At 66.8% G+C, this 21,947-nt stretch carries 20 protein-coding genes and 3 tRNA genes; 3 read left to right on the top strand and 20 right to left on the bottom strand.

Features of this window, described 5'->3' with window-relative positions:
* Positions 1–103: 103 nt before the first annotated feature.
* From METUNV1_RS03155 to METUNV1_RS03145, 3 genes are all read left to right on the top strand, one after another.
* A complete protein-coding gene (locus METUNV1_RS03155; RefSeq protein ID WP_008058765.1) occupies positions 104–985 on the top strand; it encodes a tetratricopeptide repeat protein in 882 nt (293 codons plus the stop codon).
* Between the two features lie 9 nt (positions 986–994).
* Entirely contained in the window at positions 995–1,561 is a 567-nt protein-coding gene (locus METUNV1_RS03150) for a DNA-deoxyinosine glycosylase (RefSeq protein WP_008058764.1), read from the top strand.
* Positions 1,562–1,701: 140 nt separating this feature from the next.
* Positions 1,702–5,439, top strand: a complete 3,738-nt coding sequence (locus METUNV1_RS03145) for a PAS domain-containing hybrid sensor histidine kinase/response regulator (RefSeq protein WP_008058762.1) — start codon at positions 1,702–1,704, stop codon at positions 5,437–5,439.
* 48 nt (positions 5,440–5,487) lie between these two features.
* Here METUNV1_RS03145 and METUNV1_RS03140 read toward each other — a convergent pair whose 3' ends face one another.
* The 20 genes from METUNV1_RS03140 to METUNV1_RS03045 form a co-directional block, all read right to left on the bottom strand.
* On the bottom strand, positions 5,488–7,494 hold the full coding sequence (locus tag METUNV1_RS03140; protein ID WP_051165389.1) for an extracellular solute-binding protein: 2,007 nt from the start codon (positions 7,492–7,494) through the stop codon (positions 5,488–5,490).
* A 310-nt stretch (positions 7,495–7,804) separates the two neighbouring features.
* A tRNA-Gly gene (locus tag METUNV1_RS03135) sits at positions 7,805–7,880 on the bottom strand.
* A 32-nt stretch (positions 7,881–7,912) separates the two neighbouring features.
* Positions 7,913–7,986, bottom strand: a tRNA-Cys gene (locus tag METUNV1_RS03130).
* A 67-nt stretch (positions 7,987–8,053) separates the two neighbouring features.
* Positions 8,054–8,129, bottom strand: a tRNA-Gly gene (locus tag METUNV1_RS03125).
* Between the two features lie 70 nt (positions 8,130–8,199).
* Positions 8,200–8,772, bottom strand: coding sequence for a CDP-diacylglycerol--glycerol-3-phosphate 3-phosphatidyltransferase (pgsA, locus tag METUNV1_RS03120; RefSeq protein WP_008058758.1), 573 nt, complete (start codon positions 8,770–8,772; stop codon positions 8,200–8,202).
* A gap of 5 nt (positions 8,773–8,777) precedes the next feature.
* Positions 8,778–10,559, bottom strand: a complete 1,782-nt coding sequence (gene uvrC / locus METUNV1_RS03115) for an excinuclease ABC subunit UvrC (RefSeq protein WP_008058756.1) — start codon at positions 10,557–10,559, stop codon at positions 8,778–8,780.
* Positions 10,560–10,574: 15 nt separating this feature from the next.
* Positions 10,575–11,609, bottom strand: a complete 1,035-nt coding sequence (gene nagZ, locus METUNV1_RS03110) for a beta-N-acetylhexosaminidase (protein WP_008058747.1) — start codon at positions 11,607–11,609, stop codon at positions 10,575–10,577.
* The gene (acpS, locus tag METUNV1_RS03105; RefSeq protein ID WP_008058744.1) at positions 11,606–11,995 is read right to left on the bottom strand and encodes a holo-ACP synthase; all 390 of its coding nucleotides are present in this window, start codon (positions 11,993–11,995) and stop codon (positions 11,606–11,608) included. Before acpS ends, nagZ begins: the two co-directional genes overlap by 4 nt.
* Positions 11,992–12,747 (bottom strand): pyridoxine 5'-phosphate synthase, encoded by a 756-nt coding sequence (locus tag METUNV1_RS03100; protein WP_008058742.1) that lies wholly within the window; start codon positions 12,745–12,747, stop codon positions 11,992–11,994. The genes acpS and METUNV1_RS03100 overlap by 4 nt, the downstream gene beginning before the upstream one ends.
* Before the next feature lie 2 nt (positions 12,748–12,749).
* The gene (gene recO, locus METUNV1_RS03095) at positions 12,750–13,481 is read right to left on the bottom strand and encodes a DNA repair protein RecO (protein WP_008058739.1); all 732 of its coding nucleotides are present in this window, start codon (positions 13,479–13,481) and stop codon (positions 12,750–12,752) included.
* A 34-nt stretch (positions 13,482–13,515) separates the two neighbouring features.
* Positions 13,516–14,427 (bottom strand): GTPase Era, encoded by a 912-nt coding sequence (era, locus tag METUNV1_RS03090; RefSeq protein WP_008058738.1) that lies wholly within the window; start codon positions 14,425–14,427, stop codon positions 13,516–13,518.
* Between the two features lie 20 nt (positions 14,428–14,447).
* Positions 14,448–15,128, bottom strand: coding sequence for a ribonuclease III (rnc, locus tag METUNV1_RS03085; protein WP_008058737.1), 681 nt, complete (start codon positions 15,126–15,128; stop codon positions 14,448–14,450).
* A gap of 4 nt (positions 15,129–15,132) precedes the next feature.
* Positions 15,133–15,498 (bottom strand): DUF4845 domain-containing protein, encoded by a 366-nt coding sequence (locus METUNV1_RS03080; RefSeq protein WP_008058735.1) that lies wholly within the window; start codon positions 15,496–15,498, stop codon positions 15,133–15,135.
* Positions 15,499–15,540: 42 nt separating this feature from the next.
* A complete protein-coding gene (lepB, locus tag METUNV1_RS03075; RefSeq protein WP_008058733.1) occupies positions 15,541–16,353 on the bottom strand; it encodes a signal peptidase I in 813 nt (270 codons plus the stop codon).
* A 51-nt stretch (positions 16,354–16,404) separates the two neighbouring features.
* A complete protein-coding gene (gene lepA / locus METUNV1_RS03070) occupies positions 16,405–18,198 on the bottom strand; it encodes a translation elongation factor 4 (protein ID WP_008058731.1) in 1,794 nt (597 codons plus the stop codon).
* A 124-nt stretch (positions 18,199–18,322) separates the two neighbouring features.
* Positions 18,323–18,580, bottom strand: coding sequence for a glutaredoxin family protein (locus METUNV1_RS03065; RefSeq protein ID WP_008058729.1), 258 nt, complete (start codon positions 18,578–18,580; stop codon positions 18,323–18,325).
* Positions 18,577–20,022 (bottom strand): DegQ family serine endoprotease, encoded by a 1,446-nt coding sequence (locus METUNV1_RS03060; RefSeq protein WP_008058727.1) that lies wholly within the window; start codon positions 20,020–20,022, stop codon positions 18,577–18,579. The genes METUNV1_RS03065 and METUNV1_RS03060 overlap by 4 nt, the downstream gene beginning before the upstream one ends.
* Positions 20,019–20,471 (bottom strand): SoxR reducing system RseC family protein, encoded by a 453-nt coding sequence (locus tag METUNV1_RS03055; protein ID WP_008058726.1) that lies wholly within the window; start codon positions 20,469–20,471, stop codon positions 20,019–20,021. Before METUNV1_RS03055 ends, METUNV1_RS03060 begins: the two co-directional genes overlap by 4 nt.
* Positions 20,471–21,439, bottom strand: coding sequence for a MucB/RseB C-terminal domain-containing protein (locus tag METUNV1_RS03050; protein WP_043358930.1), 969 nt, complete (start codon positions 21,437–21,439; stop codon positions 20,471–20,473). Before METUNV1_RS03050 ends, METUNV1_RS03055 begins: the two co-directional genes overlap by 1 nt.
* Positions 21,436–21,945 (bottom strand): sigma-E factor negative regulatory protein, encoded by a 510-nt coding sequence (locus METUNV1_RS03045; protein ID WP_008058724.1) that lies wholly within the window; start codon positions 21,943–21,945, stop codon positions 21,436–21,438. The genes METUNV1_RS03050 and METUNV1_RS03045 overlap by 4 nt, the downstream gene beginning before the upstream one ends.
* Between the last annotated feature and the right edge of the window lie 2 nt (positions 21,946–21,947).

Raw genomic sequence — 21,947 nt, 5'->3', positions numbered from 1 at the left:
CAGACCGCCCTGCCCGGAGCGGCCTCCGGCCCCTGTACCATTGCATCCGCACGCGAGCGACCGATGGCTGCGCGTGCCGAACCGGTATCCAGAAGGAGTGCACATGTCCGCAGACGCCCCGGCCAGCCCCGGCGCCGACGTGATCGAGGTCAACCTGACCAATTTCCAGCGCGACGTGATCGACGCCTCGCAGCACATGCCGGTGCTGGTCGATTTCTGGGCGCCCTGGTGCCAGCCCTGCCGCGCACTGACGCCGCGTCTTGAGGCGCTGGCGGCCGACTACGCCGGCCGGGTGCGGCTGGCCAAGATCAATTCGGACGACAACCCGGAACTGGCACGTCGCTTCGGCGTGCGCGGCATCCCGAACGTGAAGGCCTTCGTCGGCGGCGTGGTGGTCGATGAATTCACCGGCGTGCTGCCGGACCGCGAACTGCACGCCTTCATGGACACGCTGCTGCCCTCGCCGGCGCTGCCCGCTTTCGACGAAGCGCTGGCCGCGCTGGCCCGCGGCGATTCGACCGCGGCGCTCGGCCTGTTCCAGGGTGCGCTGGCGATCGATCCGGGTTTCGAGCCGGCGGTGCTCGGCCGGGTGGAGGCGCTGATCGCGCTCGGCCGGCTGGACGAGGCGCAGTCCGCGCTCGACGCCCTGCCCTACGAACAGGAAGACCGTGCGCGCATCGGGGCGCTGTATGCCCGCATCGCCATCGCCCGCCGCCAGCCTTCGGGCGACGACACCGACTATGTGGGCCGCATCGCCCGCAATCCGGGCGACCTCGCCGCCCGCATGTCGCTGGCCTCGGCACTGGCCGCGGACGAAAGATGGGAAAAGGCGATGGAACAGGCCCTGGAGGTCGTTCGACGCGACCGCAGCTTCGACGACGACGCCGGCCGCCGCTTCCTGCTGGACCTGTTCGCGGCGCTCGGATCGGAGCACGCGCTGGTCCGCCACTACCGGCGCGAACTGGCCACGGCGCTCAACCGCTGACCCGGGCGCATGGCCGCTGACCTGCCGCGACTGCGCAGCTTTCCGCCGGTGGCCGACCCGGCCACTGCGCACACGCTCATCCTCGGCTCCATGCCCGGCGTCGCCTCGCTGGCCGCCGGCCGCTACTACGCGCATCCGCGCAACCAGTTCTGGCCCATCATGGGCGCCCTGTTCGGCGCCGGCCCGGTGCTGCCGTACGAGGCCCGGCTGCAGGCGCTGATACGCGCTGGCATCGCACTGTGGGACGTGCTGGAAAGCTGCGAGCGCCCGGGAAGCCTGGATGCGGACATCGATCTGCGCAGCGCGCAGGCCAACGATTTCGTCGAATTCTTCGCGGCCCACCCGGGCATATGCCGGGTCGCCTTCAATGGCGGTACCGCCGAACGGCTGTTCCGGCGCGATATCGCGCCGCAGCTGAGGCCGCTCGAACTGATCCGCCTGCCCTCGACCAGCCCGGCCTACGCCGGCCTGCCGGCGGAGCGCAAGCTGGCGGCGTGGCAGGCTGCGCTGTGCGGACAGGGGCCCGCGCCGGCTGGTGACAAAGAAGACACAAGAACCGGTGCCAAGCGCCGATAATGATGGGGTCGTAGTGATGATTCACGGCTCCGGGCCAGCCGCGCACCGGAGCCGGTCGTCAGCCGCCACTCGCCCATGAATCCCGACGCCCAGACCCTGCCCCGGCCGGTTTCACGCTCCGCCCACCGAAGGCCCGCCGCATGAACGGCCCCGCCGCCCGCAACCCGACCTCGATCGCGGCCCTGCTGATCGTGCTCATCGTGGTCACCGTTTCGGTGCTGCTGGGGGCCGGCGGCGCGCTGACCTATCGCAGCTACAGCCAGGGCGAGCGCGACGAATTCAACCGCGCGATGAATCTGGCCAGCGAACAGCTGGCGATCAGCCTGGCGCCCGCGGCCTGGAACCTCGAATACGAGCAGGTACGCAAGCTGATGGAAAGCCGCCTGCGCGAACCGGCGGTGCATGGACTGACGGTACAGCTCGATACCGCCCGCTTCACGCTGGAGCGCAGCCGCGACGGCGTGCCGCGCTGGGTGGACGGCGACCTGAACGCGCAGGGTCTGTTCGTCAGCGAACAGCCGATCCGTTTCGACGGTCAGGTGATCGGTCAGGTCCGCCAGTACGGCACCACGCGCTTCGTCGATGAAGAACTGAGGGCGGCGCTGATCGCCCGCATCCTGTTCATCGTGCTGCTGGATGCGGTGCTGTCGCTCGCGCTTTACATCGGTCTGCAGCGCATGGTGCTGCAGCCGCTGCGTCTGGTCGAACGCCATGCGGACGCAGTGGCACGCGGCGAACACAGCCAGACCGTGCTGGGCGAACTGCGCTTCACCGGCGAACTGCAGCGGCTGACCGAATCGATCGACGCCATGGTGCGTCAGCTTGGCCTGCGCAACGAGGAGCTGAGCCGGTCGACCGAAAGATTCGAGCGGGTGATCCGGCTGCTGCCCTTCCCGGTCAGCCTGTTCGATCGCGACGGCCGCATCGTGTTCGTCAACCAGCGCTTCGTGGAAACCTTCGGCTACACGCTGGACGATCTGCCGGACGCCCACACCTGGTTCGAACGCGCCTATCCCGACCCCACGTATCGTAGCGAAGTGCTGAACGGCTGGGCGCAGGAGCTGGAGGCATCGCGCCAGGCCTCGGGCCTGATCAAGGCGCGTCCGTACCGGGTCACCTGCAAGGACGGCAGCGTCAAGATCGTCGAGATCAGCGGCATGATGACCGAAGACCCGAACATCACGGTGCTGAACGACATCACCGACCGCACGCTGGCGGAAGAGGAGCTTGCACGCCACCGCAACCGGCTGGAGGAACTGGTGTCCAGCCGCACCGCGGAACTGGAAGCGGCCAACCGCCGGCTGGAGGAAACCCAGTTCGCGCTCGACCATGCCGGCGTCGCCATCCAGTGGATAGACGCCGAAACCGGGTGTTTCAGCGCCGTGAACGACCAGGCCTGCACGCTGTTCGGGCGGCCACGCGAACGCATCATCGGCCTGCCGGCCAGCACCGTGCTCGCCGACTTCTCGCGCGACGGCCTGAAAACCATGGAACAGCGCCTGCGCGCGGAAGGCAGCCTGCGTCTGGAGGGCAGCGCGCTGCGTGGGGACGGCAACCGGGTACCGATCGAGATCGGCGTGTTCTTCGACCCGCCGCCGGACGGCAGCGCCGGACATTACATCGCCTTCGCCATCGACATCACGCCGCGCAAGGAAGCGGAACAGGCGCTGATACGCGCCAAGCTTGCGGCCGAAAGCGCGGCCCAGGCCCGCAGCGAATTCCTGGCCAACATGAGCCACGAAATCCGCACCCCGATGAATGCGGTGATCGGCATGACCCGGCTGGCACTGCAGACCGAACTGACGCCCAAGCAGCGCAATTTCGTCAGCAAGGCCCATGGCTCGGCCGTAGCGCTGCTGGGCATCCTGAACGACATCCTGGATTTCTCGAAAGTCGAAGCCGGCCGCATCGATCTCGAACAGGTGGATTTCCGGCTCGAGCGGGTATTCGACTCGCTGGGCACGGTGATCGCGCTGAAGGCCGACGAGAAGGGGCTGGACCTGCTGTTCGACGTGGCGCCCGACACGCCGGACGTGATCGTCGGCGACCCGCTGCGGCTGGGCCAGATCCTCACCAACCTTGCAGGCAACGCGGTCAAGTTCACCGACCGCGGCGAGGTGATCGTGTCGTGCCGGCCGGTGGCGCGCGACGACGACGGCGTGACGCTGGAGTTTGGCGTGCGTGACACCGGCATCGGCATGAGCGCGGAGCAGATCAGCGAACTGTTCCAGCCCTTCCGCCAGGGAGACAGCACCATTTCCCGGCGCTTCGGCGGCACCGGCCTGGGTCTGGCGATCAGCAAGCGCCTGGCCGACCTCATGCACGGCACGCTGGAGGTGCGCAGCACACCCGGCAAAGGCAGCCATTTCACGCTCACCGTGCGCGTACCGCTCGGCCGCGACAGCGAGGGCACGCAGTCCGCCGGCCCGCTGCCCACCGAGCTCAAGGGGCGGCGGGTGCTGGTGGTGGACGACAACCCGGACGCACTGGACATCCTGTGCCGCGATCTCGCCCATCTCGGGCTGTCTCCGGAGCGTGCGGAATCGGCCACCGCAGCGCTCGCGCTGATCGCGAGCCAGCCCCCGTTCGACCTGATGGTGAGCGACTGGCGCATGCCCGGCATGGACGGCATCGAACTGACCCGGAAGGTGCAGGCGCTGGCACCGGGATCACGGCCCGCAACCGTCATCATGGTGAGCGTGCATGACGCCGAGGAGGTGCGTGCGGCGTCCAGCGAACTGTCGCTGGCCGCCGTGCTGAACAAGCCGGTCAGCCTGTCTTCGCTGCACGACGCGCTGACGTCCGCGTTCGGGCGCTCAGGCGCGCAGCCGGGACCGTCCGCCAGCGCCGGTTTCGGGCGCAGCGACGCCGCCGCGCTGCGCGGCCGCAGCGTGCTGCTGGTCGAGGACAACGAAATCAACCAGGAACTGGGCATCGAACTGCTGCGCAGCATCGGCATGGTGGTCACCGTGGCAAACAACGGTCAGGAGGCACTGGAGCGGCTGGATCAGCAGCGCTTCGACTGCGTGCTGATGGACGTGCAGATGCCGGTGATGGATGGCCTCGCGGCCACCCGTGCCATCCGGCAGCGACCGGCACTGAAGGGCCTGCCGGTGATCGCGATGACCGCAGGTGCGATGGAGTCGGAACGCGCGCAAACGCGGGAAGCCGGCATGGACGAGCACGTGACCAAACCGGTGGACATCGACGCCCTGATCAACGCGCTGCTGCGCGCACTCGGCACCGACGCGCCAGTGGCGGACAGCGCACCGGCAGCCAGCGCGATCGATTCGCCGGACGCCGCACCGCTGCTTGACGCATCGACCGCACTGCGTGCCCTGCGCGGCAACCAGACCACCTACGTGAAGATACTGGGCCTGTTCATCGACAGCGCGGACGCCACACTGGAGGCGCTGCAGCGCAGCCGCGCCGACATGGATCTAGACCGGCTCTGGCAGATCGCGCACAAACTGCGCGGCAGCTGCGCTTCGCTCGGCGCCCAGGCGCTGCTCGCCTGCGCCAACGCGCTCGAACAGGCCTGCCGTGAGCAGGCCGACATCGGCCGCGTCACGACCATCACCGAACAGACCCGCACCACGCTGGCCGCCACCCGCGAGGCGGTTGTCAGCTATCTGGACCGTCATGCACGGGTATGGCCGAGCACACGTCTGCGCAGCGAACTCGCGCGTCTGAAGGCGCTGCTTGAAAGCAATGACAGCGATGCGCTGGATCTTGTCGACCGGCTGCTTTCAGCCGAGGTGCCGCAACAGCTGCACGGCCATCTGAAGGATATCGGCCGGGCCACCCACCGTTACGATTTCGACGCGGCACTGGCCCTGCTGCAGACCGTGCCGCTGCCGCCGGACAGCGAGGGCTGACACGGTGCCGGCGCCCAGCCCCGGGCAACCGGGACAAGGCCGGCCGCGCTACGGCTTCAGATAGCCCGAGTCGCGCATCAGGCGAGCGATGTCGGCCTGCGCCTTGCGCAGCGCGCTGTCGACATCGAGCTCGCCGCCGAGCACCTTCGCGATCTCGGATCCGAAACCGTGACCGATGGCCGGAAACTCCGGAATGCCCACCCACTGTATGCCGAGATAATTCCGGCCCGGCAGCTGGTTGCTGGAACGTCTGATCGCGTCGCTGACGAAGCGGGCGAACGGCGCAGCGCCCAGATAGGCCGCCTGGTCGTAGGTCGACTGCCGCGTACCGGGCGGCACCGCCACCCAGCCTTCGCGCGCGGCCACCAGCCGGACATAGTCGGACGAGGTCGCCCACTGCACGAAGCGTCGGGCCAGCGCCTTGTTCGGTGAACTGTCGGGCACGGCCAGCGCCCACACCCAGAGCCAGTTCGATCCTTCCCGTACCCGGGCGACCGGTGCCGCTGCATAGCCGAGCTGACCGGCCACCTTCGAGGTCTTCGGGTTGTACAGCATGCCGGCGGCCACGGTCGCATCCACCCACTGGGCGCATTTGCCGCGGGCGAACAGATCCAGCGATTCGTTGAATCCGTTCAGGTGCGCATCCGGCGGACCGTAGCGCTGCAGCAGATCGACATACAGCCGCACCGCTTCCCGCCAGGGTTCGCTGTCGAGCTCGGGCTTCCAGTTCTCGTCAAACCAGCGGCCGCCGAAACTGTTGGCCATCGTGGTCAGCAGGGTCACGTTCTCGCCCCAGCCGGGTCGGCCGCGCAGGCAGATGCCATACACGCCGGCCGCCGGGTCGTGCAGCGTCGCGGCAAAGCGCTGGATGTCCGCCCAGCTCGGCTGGTCCGGCATCGTCAGGCCGGCGCGCTGGAACAGGTCCCGCCGGTAATAGGTCATCGAACTTTCGGCGTAGAACGGCAGCGCATACAGGCGGTCGCGATAGCTCAGACTGGCGCGCACCGGCGGCAGCAGATCGTCTACGGCATAGGCCGGCGGCAGGTCATCGAAGGGCGCCAGCCAGCCCCGGGCCGCCCACATCGGCGCCTCGTATGAACCGATGGTCATCACGTCGAACTGCCCGTCCGCAGTCGCCAGATCGGTCATCAGACGGGTTCGCAGCGAGTTCTCGTCGAGCACGCGCCACTCGATGCGCAGGCCCGGATTCTGGCGCACGAATTCATCCGACAGCTTGCGCATCAGCAGCATGTCCGGATTGTTCACGGTCCCGATCGTGAGCACCTCGCGTCCGGCCACCGCCGCCTTGCGCACGCTCAGGCCATGACGAAGCAGGATGTCGTCGATACGCCCCTCGGCGGCCAGCGCCGCAAGCCCGCGGTTGAAATCCGCGCGCAATTTTGCCTGATTCGGCGCCTTGCGCGAGAACGCGACGTGAAAGTCGCTGCGGAACAGCGGCGGACGCAGGAACTCCATCTGGCCGATCAGATGCGGCCGGTGCAGGATCATCAGATCACTGGCGCGGAACTTGTCGACCACCATCAGATCGATGCGGCCCAGCGCCAGCTTGTCCAGATTCTGCAGATCGCTGTCGACGTAGTCCCGCTTCAGGAAATCCGCCTGATCGAAAGCGGCCGACACCGACGCCCCGCGCACCGCGCCGAAGCGCAGGCCGGACATCGCCCGCAACGTGTCCAGCGGCTTGCCCGGCGCGTCCGGCGGGTAGGACAGATTCAGCGAACGCTTCTTCAGCAGGCCGCCATTCGCGCCCGGGAAAGGCGCCGACAGGACGAAGTCGTCTTCCAGCGCGCGGCTGTCTGACACCGGAAGCAGGCCGTCGGCCTGCCCGGCCGCGGCCAGGCTGCGCGCGCGGGCGAGGGGATAGAAACGCAGATCCACCCGGTAGCCGACGCGTTCGAACGCCGCCTTCACCAGTTCGGCGACATAGCCCTGCTGCGCGTGGGTAGGCCCGATGTAGGGCGACATTTCGGCCGCCACCAGTCGGACCGTGCCGGCCGCGAATACGCTGCCGGGCAGCCAGACCAGCAGGGCCATGCAGCGCAGCAGAAGGCGCCGCGCCGACATGCCGCTGCCGGCAAGATTGGATGAGAGGATGTGCCGCACCGACCGATCGTCTGCCACCGGATTCCTTGTCCGGCCGCGCACGCTGCTGCCACGCGGCCCTGCATCAGACCTGCATCATAAGCCCGGACAGGCGGACACATGCGGGCAAGCCGCACGACAGGGGCAAGACAGCCCCCTCGCAACATCGATGCGGGAACGGACACAGGCGGGACGCACGCGCAGTCAGCGAGCGCAGCACAAAAGAAAACGGGGAAGCTTTCGCTTCCCCGTTTCAGGGTGTTGGAGCGGGAAACGAGGCTCGAACTCGCGACCTCAACCTTGGCAAGGTTGCGCTCTACCAACTGAGCTATTCCCGCGTACCGGCACGTGAGCACCGATCAAATTGTCCTGGAGGCGAGGGTCGGAATCGAACCGGCGTCCACGGCTTTGCAGGCCGCTGCATAACCACTCTGCCACCTCGCCTGAGGCGCAGCCGGCGAACCGGCTGTGAAGCAAAATGGGGAAGCTAGGCTTCCCCATTTCTGTATCCTGGAGCGGGAAACGAGGCTCGAACTCGCGACCTCAACCTTGGCAAGGTTGCGCTCTACCAACTGAGCTATTCCCGCAAGACAGGCGCGCATTATAGGCCTGCCAGAGAAGCTGTCAACACTGCGTGCGCACTTTTTTGAACAGGGATCAAACCGCCTTGCGCGCACGCAGCTCCGGCCATGCCTTTCGCATGTAGTACACCATGGACCACACGGTGAGCACCGCAGCCACCCAGATGAGCTTGCCGCCGATGGCGGCGACGTCGATGCCGAACAACGGATCGAAGTACAGCAGCATGGGGATGGCGATCATCTGGGCGGTGGTCTTGATCTTGCCGATCATCGATACCGCAACGCTGCGCGAGGCCCCCACCTTGGCCATCCATTCGCGCAACGCGGAAATGGTGATTTCACGCCCGATGATGATGAGCGCGATGACGGTGCTGGTGCGCGACAGCTCGACCAGCATGATGAGTGCCGCCGCCACCATGAGCTTGTCGGCGACCGGATCGAGAAAGGCGCCGAAGGCCGAGGTCTGGTTCAGCGTGCGCGCGAGGTAACCGTCCAGCCAGTCGGTGAGCGCGGCAACGACGAACACTACGGTGGCGATCAGGTTCTTTTCGTGCAGCCCCAGCGTGCCTGCGGGCACGAAGAACACACCGACGAACAGCGGAATCAGCAGGATGCGCGCCCAGGTGAGCGCGGTAGGCAGCGTAAACATGAGGCCTAGTTTAACTGCCGGTGTATCTGTTCGGCGAGCGTGCGACTGATGCCGTCCACCCGGCACAGATCCTCGACCGTGGCATTGCGTACGCCGGCCAGTCCGCCGAAGGTGGTGAGCAGTCGCTTGCGACGCGCCGGACCGATGCCCGGAATGTCTTCCAGCGTCGAGGTGAGCCGCTTCTTCGCGCGCTTGGCGCGGTGGCCTGCGATCGCGAAACGGTGTGCCTCGTCGCGAATTTCCGCGATCAGGTGCAGCGCCGGATGCTCCGGACCGAGCACCAGCGCCTGGTCGATGCCCGGGCGTATCAGCTCTTCCGCGCCCATCTTGCGTTCTTCGCCCTTGGCTACGCCGACCAGCGGCAGGTCCAGCCCGAGTTCGGCCATCACCTCGATGGCGATGCCCAGCTGGCCGCGGCCGCCATCGATCAGCACCAGATCGGGCCGTGCGCCCTCGCCGCTCGCCACCTTCTCGTAGCGGCGCGTGAGCACCTGGCGCATCGCGGCGTAATCGTCGCCCGGCGTGATGCCGTCGATGTTGTAGCGGCGGTACTCGCTGTTGCGCATGGCGCCGCCCATCCACACCACGCAGGACGCCACGGTGGCCTCACCCATCGTGTGGCTGATGTCGAAACACTCGATGCGCTCCGGCGCCACATCCAGTTCCAGCGCCTCGACCAGCGCGCGCACCCGGTGCGACGCCCGGGCGCCGGCATCCAGCTTCACGCCGAGCGCGATCTCGGCGTTCTTCAGCGCCATGTCGGTCCAGGCGCGCTCGCGTTCGTTGCGGGCCAGCGCAAGCGTGGAGCCGGGCAGCGGCGCCTCGCCCTCGTCCGCCTCGGGCAGCGCATTGACCACGATGCGCTTAGGCGCATTGCCTGCCGCGTAGTGCTGGGTGACGAAGGCGAGCAGCATGTCGGCCGCACTGCCCTGCCCCGCGGCCGGAAAATGCGCATGGTCACCGAGGTGACGACCGCCGCGCACCATGGCGTGATTGACGCAGGCCGAGCCGTCGCGCTCGATGGCGACCACGATGTCGAGGTCTTCGTCGCGGGCGCTGTCGGCATACTGCTTGTGCAGCACCTTGGACAGCGCGCGGATCTGGTCGCGGATCTGCGCCGCCTTCTCGAAGGCCAGCGCCTCGGCGGCAGCATTCATCTGTTCCGACAGCCGGTCGATCACCTCGCCGTGGCGGCCGTTCAGGAACAGCGCGGCCATGCGCACGTCCTCGTCGTAATCCTCCTTGGATACGAGGTCGACACAGGGCGCCGAACAGCGATGGATCTGGTGCAGCAGGCAGGGCCGCGAGCGGTTCGAGAACACGCTGTTCTCACAGGTGCGCAGCAGGAATACCCGCTGCACCAGCTGTATCGTTTCACGCACCGCCCAGGCGTTGGGCAGCGGACCGAAATAGCGCGCGTCCCGGCCCACCGTGCCGCGGAAGAAGCCGATGCGCGCGAAGCGGTCATTGCTGAGCTTGATGTAGGGGTAGGACTTGTCGTCCCGGAACAGGATGTTGTACTTCGGCCGCAGGCTCTTGATCAGGTTGTTCTCGAGGATGAGCGCCTCGGCTTCCGACCTGACCACGGTGAGGTCCACCCGCACCACCTGCGACACCATCATGCCGATGCGCGGGCTCGACGGCGTGCGCTGGAAGTAGGAGGACACCCGCCGGCGCAGGTTCTTCGCCTTGCCGACGTAGAGCACCTCGTCCTCGCTGCCTATCATCCGGTACACGCCCGGATCTTCGGGCACCGTAGGCAGGAAGGCCTTCGCGTCGAAGCTCATGCCCCAGACATTCCGTCAGCCGATCAGGCGCTGCACCGCAGCGAGCGCGTCGCGGTAGCGCACATCCTGCGCCAGCACCGTGCGGTCGCCGTAAGGCTGCTTCGGCATCAGCGATTCGACACGCGCGCTGCGCACGCTGTCGAATGCCGGGCGCCAGCCGTCGATCAGCTTCACCGCCTGGTCGCGCGCATTGCACACCAGCACCATGTCGCAGCCGGCGTCCCATGCCGCTTCGGCGCGTGCGATCACGTCACCCGCCACCGACGCGCCTTCCATCGACAGGTCGTCGCTGAACACCACGCCATCGAAAGAGAGCTTGTCACGCAGGATGCCCTGCACCCAGGCGCGCGAAAAACCGGCCGGCATGCGATCGACCGCCGGATAGATCACGTGCGCCGGCATCACCGCGTCGATCTGCCTGCCGAGGTCGATGTAGGGGCGGATGTCGTCGGCCCAGATGGTGTCGAAATCGCGCTCGTCGACCGGAATGGCGACATGCGAATCCGCCTCGACGAAGCCGTGGCCGGGGAAGTGCTTACCGACCGATTTCATGCCGGCGGCACGCAGCCCCTCCGCCAGCGACCCGGCCAGCGGCGCAACGATGGCCGGGTCGCGGTGGAAGGCGCGGTCGCCGATCACGCCGCTGCGGCCGAAATCGAGATCGAGCACCGGCGTGAAGGACAGATCCACGCCCAGCGCGCGCAGTTCGGCCGCCAGCACGTAGCCGGCGGCGCGGGCGTCGGCCAGCGCGCCCTGCGCATCCGCCTCGTAGCGCGCGCCCAGCGTGCGCATCGACGGCAGATGGGTGAAGCCATCGGACTTGAAACGCTGCACGCGGCCGCCCTCATGGTCGACCGCGATCAGCAGCGGCGGCCTGCGCAGCGCGTGAATGGCCTCGGTCAGCGCGACGAGCTGCTTCGCGTCGTGGAAGTTGCGCGCGAACAGGATGAGCCCGCCCACCGACGGGTGGGCCAGCAGTTCGCGGTCTTCGGCGTCCAGTTCGAAACCGGCCACATCGATCATGACCGGTCCGGGCGGGGTGGTTCTCATGTAATGTTCTCCGTGCGCTCGACCACTACGAAGGCGAGCGCGTATTCGGTTTCGTCGGACAGCGACAGATGGGCATGCAGGCCGCGTGCGCTCATCCACGCGGTCAGCGTGTTGTCGTAGGCGAAGGCCGGTTTGCCCAGATCGTCGTGCGTCACCGCGATCGAGCGCAGCAGTACCGGCGCGCGGATGCCGGTGCCCAGGGCCTTGCCCAGCGCCTCCTTGGCGGCGAAGCGCTTGGCCAGGAAGTGCGCCGGCTGCTTCGCACGCGCGAATTCATCCAGTTCGGACGCGGCGAGGATGCGCCGCGCGATGCCGTCACCGTCCCCGGCCAGCATGCGCTCGAAACGCGCGATGCCGCACAGGTCGGTGCCGACGCCGAAAATCACGCAGCCCTCCCGGCCGCCTCGCGCATCAGTGCCTTCATTTCGCGCACCGCCTCGCGCAGGCCGACGAACACCGAACGGCTCACGATGGCGTGGCCGATGTGCAGTTCGCGCACGCCCGGCAGTTCGGCCACCGGCTGAACGTTGGCGTAGTTCAGCGCGTGGCCGGCGTTGAAACGCATGCCGAGGTCACGGATGAGCTTGCCGCCGGCGCGCACCTTGTCCAGCTCGACCACCACCGCCTGCGATTCGCGGTCGCGGCCCAGGCCGTAGAAGGCGTGCGCGTACGGACCGGTGTGCACCTCGCACACCTGGGCACCGATGCGCGCGGCCGCCTCGATCTGCGCCGGCTCGGCGTCGATGAACACGCTGGTGACGATGCCGGCGTCGCGCAGACGGCCGATCACGCCCTTCAGGCGTTCTTCCTGCGACACGATGTCCAGCCCGCCCTCGGTGGTCACTTCGTGCCGGCCTTCCGGCACCAGCATGGCCATTTCCGGCTTCAGCGCGCAGGCGATGCCCACCATTTCCTCGGTGGCCGCCATTTCGAGATTGAGCTTGATGTGCACCAGATCGCGCAGCCGGCGCACGTCGTCATCCTGGATGTGCCGACGGTCTTCGCGCAGATGCACGGTGATGCCGTCCGCGCCGCCCAGGTGGGCCTCGACCGCTGCCCACACCGGATCCGGTTCGTAGGTACGGCGCGCCTGCCGTATCGTGGCCACGTGGTCGATATTGACGCCCAGTTCGATCATGTTCAGAGATCCTGTAGTTCGATGAAAACGCGCCGCGTGCGCAGCTCCTGTCCCTGCAGATAATGCGCGATCAGCACGCGCATCAGTGTCTTGGCCAGACGCGCCACCTGCGCGTCTGCGTAGTCGTCCTCGTGCAGCGCCAGCGCCTGCGCGCCGGTCATGCTCACGTCGTCACCGCTGCCCTCGCCTTCCAGCAGACCCAGTTCCGGTTTGTAGACATAGCGCGCCTGCGGGTCGAGCGCATCGCCGTTGGCGTCGTGGTCCAGCGTCAGGCCATAGCCCAGTTCGCGCAGCAGTGCCTTTTCAAAACCGCGCAGCAACGCCTCGTGGCGTACGGTTTCCGCCGGCGCCAGCGCCAGTTTCTGCACTGCCTCGGCATAGAGGTCGAACAGCGCAGGATGGGCGTCATCGCGCACCATCAGGCGCTGCAGCAGCTCGTTCAGATAGTAGCCCAGCAGCAGTCGCGGGCCGGACAGCATCGGCCAGGCGCGCTGCCACTCCGCGCGCGCCAGCGTGCGCAGTTCGCCCGCGCCGAACCAGCCCAGATCCAGCGGCTGGAACTCGACCAACACGCCGCGCAGCTGAGAGCGCGGGCGTTTGGCGCCGCGCGCGACCAGGCCGATGCGGCCGAAGTCGCGGCTGAACACGTCGACCACCAGGCTGGTTTCGCGGTAGGGGTGGGCCTGCAGCAGGAAGGCGGGCTGGCCGTCCACCCGCTGCTTGCCGGTGGTCACGCCACCGTCCTCCGGTGCGCAGGCTGCGCGGTGCTCATGGCTCGAAGCCCAGGCTCTTCAGGGCGCGCTCGTCGTCGGCCCAGCCGCTGCGTACCTTCACGTGCAGTTCGAGGAATACCTTGGAGCCGAACACCTTCTCCATGTCGCCACGCGCCGCCGCGCCCACCGATTTGAGCACTTCGCCACCGCGGCCGATCACGATGCCCTTGTGCGCCTCGCGGCTCACGATGACGCAGGCGGCGATGCGGCGCAGCGCGCCTTCTGCCTCGAAGCGCTCGATCTCGACCGCGAGGCCGTAGGGCAGTTCGTCGCCGAGCTGCCGGAACAGTTTCTCGCGGATGTACTCGGCGGCGAGGAAGCGTTCGCTGCGGTCGGTGAAGTCATCGACGTCGAACATGGCCTGCCCTTCGGGCAGCAGTTCGCCAGCCACCTTCAGCAGCGCATCCAGGCCGTCGCCGCGCTGGGCGCTCACCGGCATGATGGCGTGGAAGTCGTGCAGCTTGGCGACGCGTTCGACGAAAGGCAGCAGCTTCGCGCGGTCGCCGGTCTTGTCGGTCTTGTTCAGCAGCAGCAGCACCGGCCTGTCCTTGGGCAGCAGCGCGATCACCTCTTCGTCGGCTTCGGTCAGCCGACCGGCTTCGATCACGAACAGGATGACGTCCACGTCGGCCAGCGCCTGCGTGACCGCACGGTTCATCACGCGGTTCAGCGCATTGCGGTGCTTGGTCTGAAAACCCGGCGTATCGACGAACACGAACTGGTGTGCGTCGCGGGTGAACACGCCGTGGATGCGGTGACGGGTGGTCTGCGCCTTGGCCGAGGTGATGCTCACCTTCTGGCCGATCAGACGGTTCATCAAGGTCGATTTGCCGACGTTGGGCCGGCCGACGATGGCAATGAAGCCGCAATGGGTGACCGGCGATGCGGCGGCATCGTCCGCCTTCATGTCTTGCTGAGGAATGTCGGTCATGCCGCCCCCTGAAGTTGTTCGAGCGCGCACGCGGCGGCCGCCTGTTCGGCATGACGCCGGCTGCGGCCCTCGCCTTCGGTGCGCAGGCCGAGCGTGTCGATCACGCAGGCGGCGCGGAACACCGGCGCGTGGGCCGGGCCGGTGGTAGACACGATTTCGTAGCGCGGAGGCTGCTTGGCCTGCGCGTGCAGCCATTCCTGCAGCGCGGTCTTGGGATCGCGCGCGTCGCGCTCCGGGTTCAGCGCCACCAGCCGGGATTCGAGCAGACGGGCCACCACGGCGCGCGCCGCGTCGTAACCGGCTTCGAGGAACACCGCACCGATGAGCGCCTCCAGCGCGTTGGCCAGCAGGGCCGGACGGCCGCGGCCGCCGGTCTTCTGTTCGCCGGCGCTCAGACGCAGCGCATCGCCCAGCGCGATGCCGGCGGCGATTTCCGCCAGCGTGTCTTCCTTGACCAGCGAAGCGCGCAGCCGTGACAGCAGGCCTTCGGGCGTGTCCGGAAAGCGGCGGAACAGCAGATCGGTCGCGGCGCAATCGAGCACCGCATCGCCGAGCAGTTCGAGCCGTTCGTTGTGGGAAGAGGAAAAACTGCTGTGCGTCAGCGCCTGCGCGAGCAGTGCGCGCGAGGCAAAGACGTGGCCGAGCGCCTGCTCGACCCTTGCATCCGGTGCGCTCAAAACGTCAGTTCGACCCCGAGGCCGATCCTTCGAAATCGAACAGCAGGCTGACCGGGCCGAACAGCGGCACCTTGCGCTGGTAGGAGAAGGAAATCTCGACGCCGGTCGAGTCCTTCACGATGTCCAGATCGGCCGGCGTGATACTGGACATTTCGTCCATGATGGCGCGCTTGCCGAAGGCATTGCGGTAATCAGCCACCGTGCCGCCGCGCAGTTCGCTGCTCTTGGCGACCGCCTTCACGTTCTTCAGGATGGTGTAGTACTCGATCACCGCCGGCACCGATTTCATGCCGAGGATGACGATGATCGCGATGAAGCTCGCGACGATGAGGAAACCGATCATGCTCAGACCGGACTGCTTGCGCTGCATCGCTGCCTCCCTGTTAACTGTTCTGTGCAGAAGCGGAAAGCCTTACCGGAAACTGCCGATACGGCCGAAATCGATGCCCTTGGGCGGCACGATGGCATCCGCGTGGAACCACACGAAGAAGGCCTTGCCGACGATGTTGGCATCCGGCACGAAGCCCCACACACGACTGTCCGCGCTCTGGTCACGGTTGTCACCGAGCATGAAGTAATGGCCGGCCGGCACTTCGCAGCGCACCCCTTCGTGATTGTAGACACAGTTCTCACGGCCCGGAAAATCGAGCGCCATCGGCACGTCGGCGCGCGCATCGCGGTCGTTCAGGATGGAGTGCTCGACCTCGCCCAGCGTTTCCTGGAAACGCTTCGAGTAGTAGGCGCGGTCCTTGTGCAGATAGTCGTCCTGCGCCTTCACCGGCACCTCGACGCCGTTGATGGTGAGCCGCTTGTTCTGATAGACGATCTTGTCGCCCGGCAGACCGACCACGCGCTTGATGTAATCGACCGTGGGGTCGGCCGGGTAGCGAAACACCATCACGTCGCCGCGCTGCGGCGAGTTCATCTCGACCACCTTGGTGTTGAGCACCGGCAGGCGGATGCCGTAGGTGAACTTGTTCACCAGGATGAAATCACCGACGAGCAGGGTCGGGATCATCGAGCCGGACGGAATGCGGAAAGGCTCGACCACGAAGCTGCGCAGCGTGAACACCACGATGATGACCGGAAAGAAACTGGCGCCGTACTCGACCCACCACGGATCGGGCGCACCGGCCGGCCGCTGCTTGGCGAACACCGCCTTGTCCAGGCCCCACAGAATGCCCGTGGCCACGCACAGCACGAAAAGAATCAGTGCAAAGTTCAAGATCGGAATCCAGTCCTGTAATCGTTCGGAGAGGCAGGCTGCGCGACGCGCTTACTTGTCGTCGACCCGCAGCACGGCAAGGAAGGCTTCCTGCGGAATTTCCACATTGCCCACCTGCTTCATGCGCTTCTTGCCCGCCTTCTGCTTTTCCAGCAGCTTCTTCTTCCGCGTGATGTCGCCGCCGTAGCACTTGGCCAGCACGTTCTTGCGCAGCGCCTTGATCGTTTCGCGCGCGATGATGTGGGCGCCGATCGCCGCCTGCACCGGCACGTCGAACATCTGCCGCGGAATCAGCTCGCGCATCTTGGCCGCCACTTCGCGGCCGCGGAACTGCGCGTTGGCGCGGTGCACGATGACCGACAGCGCATCGACCTTCTCGCCGGCCACCATCAGATCGAGCTTCACCACGTCGGCGGCGCGGTATTCCTTGAACTCGTAGTCGAGCGAGGCGTAGCCGCGCGACACAGATTTCAGCTTGTCGAAGAAGTCGAACACCACTTCGGCCATCGGCAGATCGTAGGTGAGCTGCACCTGACGGCCGTGGTAGAGCATGTTCACCTGCTGGCCGCGCTTCTGCTCGCACAGCGTGATCACCGCGCCCAGGTAATCCTGCGGCATGAAGATGACCGCCTTGATGATGGGTTCGCGGATTTCGGCGACCTTGGACGTTTCCGGCAGCTTGGACGGGTTCTCGACCATGACGACGCTGCCGTCGTTCATCAGCACCTCGTACACCACGGTGGGCGCGGTCGTAATGAGGTCCATGTCGAACTCGCGCTCCAGCCGCTCCTGCACGATTTCCATGTGCAGCATGCCGAGGAAGCCGCAGCGGAAACCGAAGCCCAGCGCCTGCGACACTTCCGGCTCGTACTGCAGCGAGGCGTCGTTCAGCTTGAGCTTTTCCAGCGACTCCCGCAGCTGGTCGTACTCGCTGGCTTCCACCGGGTACAGGCCGGCGAACACCTGCGGCTTGATTTCCTTGAAACCGGGCAGCGGCGCGTCGGCGCGGCGGTCGGCCAGCGTGATGGTGTCGCCCACCTTGGCGGCCTGCAGCTCCTTGATGCCGGAAATGATGAAACCCACCTCGCCGGCGGACAGTGCGGTCTTCTGCACCGACTTCGGCGTGAACACGCCGACCTGGTCGCACTGGTACTGGGCGCCGGTCGACATCAGCAGCATGCGGTCCTTGGGCTTCAGCGCGCCATCGACCACACGCACCAGCATGACCACGCCGACGTAGTTGTCGAACCAGGAATCGATGATGAGCGCCTTCAGCGGCGCATCCGGGTCGCCCTTGGGCGGCGGGATGCGGGCGATCACCGCCTCCAGGATGTCGTCGATGCCCAGACCGGTCTTGGCCGAGCACGGAATGGCGTCAGTCGCGTCGATGCCGATCACGTCCTCGACTTCCTGCTTCGCGTTGTCCGGATCGGCCTGCGGCAGGTCCATCTTGTTCAGCACCGGCACCACCTCGACGCCGAGGTCGAGCGCGGTGTAGCAGTTGGCGACCGTCTGCGCCTCGACGCCCTGCGACGCATCGACCACCAGCAGCGCGCCTTCGCAGGCGGACAGCGAACGGCTCACCTCGTAGGAAAAGTCGACGTGGCCCGGGGTGTCGATCAGGTTCAGGTTGTAGACCTGCCCGTCCCTCGCCTTGTAGGTCAGCGCCGCGGTCTGCGCCTTGATCGTGATGCCGCGCTCGCGCTCCAGATCCATCGAGTCGAGCACCTGCGCCTCCATCTCGCGGTCGGACAGGCCGCCGCAGCGCTGGATCAGCCGGTCCGCCAGCGTGGACTTGCCGTGATCGATGTGGGCGATGATGGAAAAGTTTCGGATGTGCTGCATCAGTCGGATGGAATCGGAAAGTACTCAAGGGCCCGGAACGGGTCGGGAACAGCGGCGCCGGTGCAGGCCTGGCAACAAAAAGGGGCGCCCTGTCGGCAGCCCCCGTGATCGGCCGGACCTCTGTTCAAGCGCGCGATTCTAGCAGATAGGCCCTGACCGCCTGCTCGTCCAGTCGATGCCGGCACAGTTCGCGTTCGCCGGCGCACAGCACCGGAATGTGTTCGCCGTAGGCGTCCTCGTATTCCTCGTGCTCGTCGATGTCGATTTCACGGACCGACACGCCCTGCCCGGCGATCAGCGGTTCGAGCGCTGCCAGCAGTTCGTCGCACAGATGGCACCAGCGGCGCAGGTAGAGCGTCAGCTCGCGCGGGCCACCGCTCACCGCTCTTCACCGCGCTGTGAATCCGGGGCGCGCAGGGTCAGGAAGGTCTGGCTGTCGCCCCGGCGTACCAGCACGGTCAGGCCGACCTTGGGCTCGATGCCGGACAGGATGCGGTTGAACTGGTCCAGCGTGCTCACCGGCGTCTGCCTGCCGCGCGCAATCACCGCCAGGATGATGTCGCCGGCACGCAGGTCGGAGCGCTGGTTGCCCGACACCTGCTCAACCTTCAGGCCACCCTCGACCTTCAGTTCCCGCTTCTGCTGCGCGTTCAGTTCCGACAGCACCAGCCCGAGCCGGTTGGGCGCAGGCCCGGCCTCCGGCGCGGTGCTCCGTCGGCCCTTGCGCGGATCGATGCGATCATCGTTCAGCTCGACCACGGTGACGCGTACGTCGCGCGCCGCGCCATTGCGCCACACCTGCAGCACCGATGTCGCGCCGGGTTTGGTGGCCCCGACCAGCCGCGGCAGATCACCGGACTTCTCGACCGGCTTGCCGTCGAAACGGAGAATGACGTCGCCCGGCTCGATGCCGGCCTTTTCCGCCGGGCCGCGCGGCTCGACCGAACTGACCAGCGCGCCTTCCGTCTTCTGCAGGCCGAAGGAATCCGCCAGTTCCCGGGTCACTTCCTGGATGACCACGCCGATGCGCCCGCGCTGCACGCGGCCGGTCGCGCGCAGCTGGGACTGCACGTCCATAGCCACATCGATCGGGATCGCGAACGACAGACCCATGTAGCCGCCATTGCGGCTGTAGATCTGCGAATTGATGCCCACCACCTCGCCACGCAGGTTGAACAGCGGGCCACCCGAATTGCCCGGGTTGATGGCCACGTCGGTCTGGATGAAGGGCACGAAGTTTTCCTGCGGCAGCGCCCGCCCCTTGGCCGATACGATGCCGGCGGTGACCGAGCTCTCGAAGCCGAAGGGCGAGCCGATGGCCACCACCCACTCCCCCACTTTCAGCCGGTTCGCATCGCCGAAGCGCACGACTGGCAGGCCGCTGGCTTCGATCTTGAGCAACGCGATGTCGGTGCGCCGGTCGGCGCCGATCACTTTCGCTCTGAACTCGCGCTTGTCGGACAGGCGCACCGTGATTTCGTCAGCATCCTCGACCACATGAGCATTGGTCAGCAGATGACCGTCGGCGGAAATGATGAATCCTGAGCCGAGCGACCGCGCGTCCTGGGCGCCCGGCGTTCCCGGCTGCTGCGGAATGAAGCGCCGGAAGAAATCGAACATCGGATCGTCTTCATCCACGCCGGGCGGCATCTGCGGCATGGGGCGCGCGCTGACCTTCTGCGTGGTACTGATGTTGACGACCGCCCTTGCCTGCTGTTCGACCAGCTGGGAAAAATCCGGCAGCTCACGCTGAGCGGCAGCGGTGTGCGGCAGACTCAGGGCGGTCAGCAGGCCGAATACCGCGGCCCGGATCAAGGCAGTCATGATTTTCCTGCAGGCAAGGAATCGGAACAGTTCAGCGGATCGGGAAGGATGCGAACGGCCGGCAGCAGGCTCCGGTACCGGCGACCCAGATGCAGCCAGCCCGCCGCTGCGGCCAGACCTGACAGTGCACCCGCCGCCACCACCGGGTCGGACAGGCCGCCGATCAGCACCGCGATCGATACGCCGGCAAACAGCGCCAGCAATGCCACGCCGTAGGAAAGCAGCGCCGCAGTCAGCGGCGCGCGGTCACCCACCGCCAGCGCGACCTGTGCGCCGGGCAGCAGTGCGGTGTCGACCGACACGACATAGGTGCTCGGGGACGGAGCGGATTCGCAGGCGCGGCCGCAGCCACCATTTTCCGCACAGCGGCCACAGCCGTTCTGGCGTTCGACCTCGACCCACGCGTACCCGTCGGCCACGCGGCGGACCACGCCCGGCCTGACGTTCATCAGCGCTTGGGCCCCACCGCCTCGGCCATGCGCTGCACGCTGTGTGCAGGCACCTCGCCCAGCGCGGTCACGACGAATCCCGCGACGCGCCGCTTGAACACATTGACCGCACCGTGCTTCATCGGTCCGACCTGATTGCCGTCGTCCTTGCGGTAGGGTTCGATGAACACCGAAATCGCGGCGAGGCCGTCCGAAAACACCATGTGAACCATGTCCTGCCGGTCGGGCCCGAGCGATCGCCGCATGCCGGCGATCTGCCGGAAGCCCGGCACGTCGGCATTCACCGTCCAGCCGAGGTCAGCGTTCTGGGCCTGGGTGGAGTTGGCTGCATGCACCTTCCAGCCGGTGGCGCTGGCCGCAAGTCTGGACTGCACGTCGTCGCGGGTCAGTGGCGGCCCGATCTGAAGCTGTGCGAAGGCGAACTGCTCTATCGGTTCGCCCTTCTCGTTCACCATGCGCGCCTTCATCAGCAGGCCGGACTGGGATTCGATCCAGAACATGTGGCCATAGCGGAAGCCGTCCTTGGGTTCCAGCATGACCGTCTGGGTATCGAAACCGGCCACGCGGACCGGAGCGCCCTTGCGTACCGTGTAGAAATCACCGAGTGCGGCAACCGCCTCCGGCAGCAGGGACGGAAAAGTCTTCCGTGTGCCGCGGCGATCTTCGATGATCATCTTTTCCTTCGGCAGATAGCAGCGTACGTCGTCATTGACGCGTATCACCTCGCGCGGGCTGCCATCCAGCACTTCGAGCCGCTCGATCGAATTGCCTTCGGTATCGACGTAGTGGGCGATGCGGGAGGTTTCGACGCTGGCACCGCTCTGATAGACGAAGGTGCCGACATAGGAGGTTTTCTGCGAGGCGCTGACTGCCCGCCCGAGCAGGGACAGTGCTTCCGGTTGCCCCTGGGCCAGCGCCACCTGCCCGATCAGCAGGCCCGCCAGCAACCCTGCTGCACGAAGAATCATCGACGTTCGTCGGTCTGCGGGTCCGAAACGCCGCGCGCGTACAGGGCGACACCCTGCATGCTGCCGGCCGGAGAGTAAGCCTGATGCGCCACCAGATAGGCGCGGAGGGGAGAGTCGGTCTGGGCGACCTGGACAACGGCGGGCGCAGCCACAGGCACCACCGCAAGCTGCTCGGACGGCGCAGACATCAGGTCGAGTCCCAGCCAGGACACCAGCGCGACGCCGGCAACCGCGGCGGCGGCCGGCATCCACAGGCGCTTGGCTTCCGGCTGCACGCGCAGCGCGACCGGTGCAAGCACGGTGGGCTCGTCCTCAAGACGGCTCATGACCGATGCGGTGAAGCCGTCGTCGAAATGCCGCTGTTCGCCGCGCAGCAAGTCACCGATCAGCACCTGCAGCGCGAACTCGTCACGCAGATCACCGTCGGCATGCAGGCGGTCCAGCACCTGCTGCGACGTGCGCTCATCGAGTTCATTGTCGATGAAGGCGCTCAGATTCTCTTTCATGC

The sequence above is a fragment of the Methyloversatilis universalis FAM5 genome, assembly GCF_000214035.2.
Classification (GTDB): Bacteria; Pseudomonadota; Gammaproteobacteria; order Burkholderiales; family Rhodocyclaceae; genus Methyloversatilis; species Methyloversatilis universalis.
Note: the sequence above shows the minus strand (reverse complement) of the source record. Positions and strands in the feature narration are given on the sequence as shown.

Excerpts from the sequence above, each read along its gene's own strand:
- METUNV1_RS03060 (WP_008058727.1), bottom strand. The coding sequence starts at position 20,022 with ATGACTGCCTTGATCCGGGCCGCGGTATTCGGCCTGCTGACCGCCCTG.
- METUNV1_RS03155 (WP_008058765.1), top strand. The coding sequence starts at position 104 with ATGTCCGCAGACGCCCCGGCCAGCCCCGGCGCCGACGTGATCGAGGTC.
- METUNV1_RS03080 (WP_008058735.1), bottom strand. The coding sequence starts at position 15,498 with ATGCAGCGCAAGCAGTCCGGTCTGAGCATGATCGGTTTCCTCATCGTC.
- nagZ (WP_008058747.1), bottom strand. The coding sequence starts at position 11,609 with ATGAGAACCACCCCGCCCGGACCGGTCATGATCGATGTGGCCGGTTTC.
- METUNV1_RS03150 (WP_008058764.1), top strand. The coding sequence starts at position 995 with ATGGCCGCTGACCTGCCGCGACTGCGCAGCTTTCCGCCGGTGGCCGAC.
- METUNV1_RS03100 (WP_008058742.1), bottom strand. The coding sequence starts at position 12,747 with ATGATCGAACTGGGCGTCAATATCGACCACGTGGCCACGATACGGCAG.
- uvrC (WP_008058756.1), bottom strand. The coding sequence starts at position 10,559 with ATGAGCTTCGACGCGAAGGCCTTCCTGCCTACGGTGCCCGAAGATCCG.
- METUNV1_RS03055 (WP_008058726.1), bottom strand. The coding sequence starts at position 20,471 with ATGAACGTCAGGCCGGGCGTGGTCCGCCGCGTGGCCGACGGGTACGCG.
- METUNV1_RS03045 (WP_008058724.1), bottom strand. The coding sequence starts at position 21,945 with ATGAAAGAGAATCTGAGCGCCTTCATCGACAATGAACTCGATGAGCGC.
- METUNV1_RS03145 (WP_008058762.1), top strand. The coding sequence starts at position 1,702 with ATGAACGGCCCCGCCGCCCGCAACCCGACCTCGATCGCGGCCCTGCTG.
- era (WP_008058738.1), bottom strand. The coding sequence starts at position 14,427 with ATGAAGGCGGACGATGCCGCCGCATCGCCGGTCACCCATTGCGGCTTC.
- METUNV1_RS03050 (WP_043358930.1), bottom strand. The coding sequence starts at position 21,439 with ATGATTCTTCGTGCAGCAGGGTTGCTGGCGGGCCTGCTGATCGGGCAG.
- pgsA (WP_008058758.1), bottom strand. The coding sequence starts at position 8,772 with ATGTTTACGCTGCCTACCGCGCTCACCTGGGCGCGCATCCTGCTGATT.
- METUNV1_RS03140 (WP_051165389.1), bottom strand. The coding sequence starts at position 7,494 with ATGGCCCTGCTGGTCTGGCTGCCCGGCAGCGTATTCGCGGCCGGCACG.
- lepA (WP_008058731.1), bottom strand. The coding sequence starts at position 18,198 with ATGCAGCACATCCGAAACTTTTCCATCATCGCCCACATCGATCACGGC.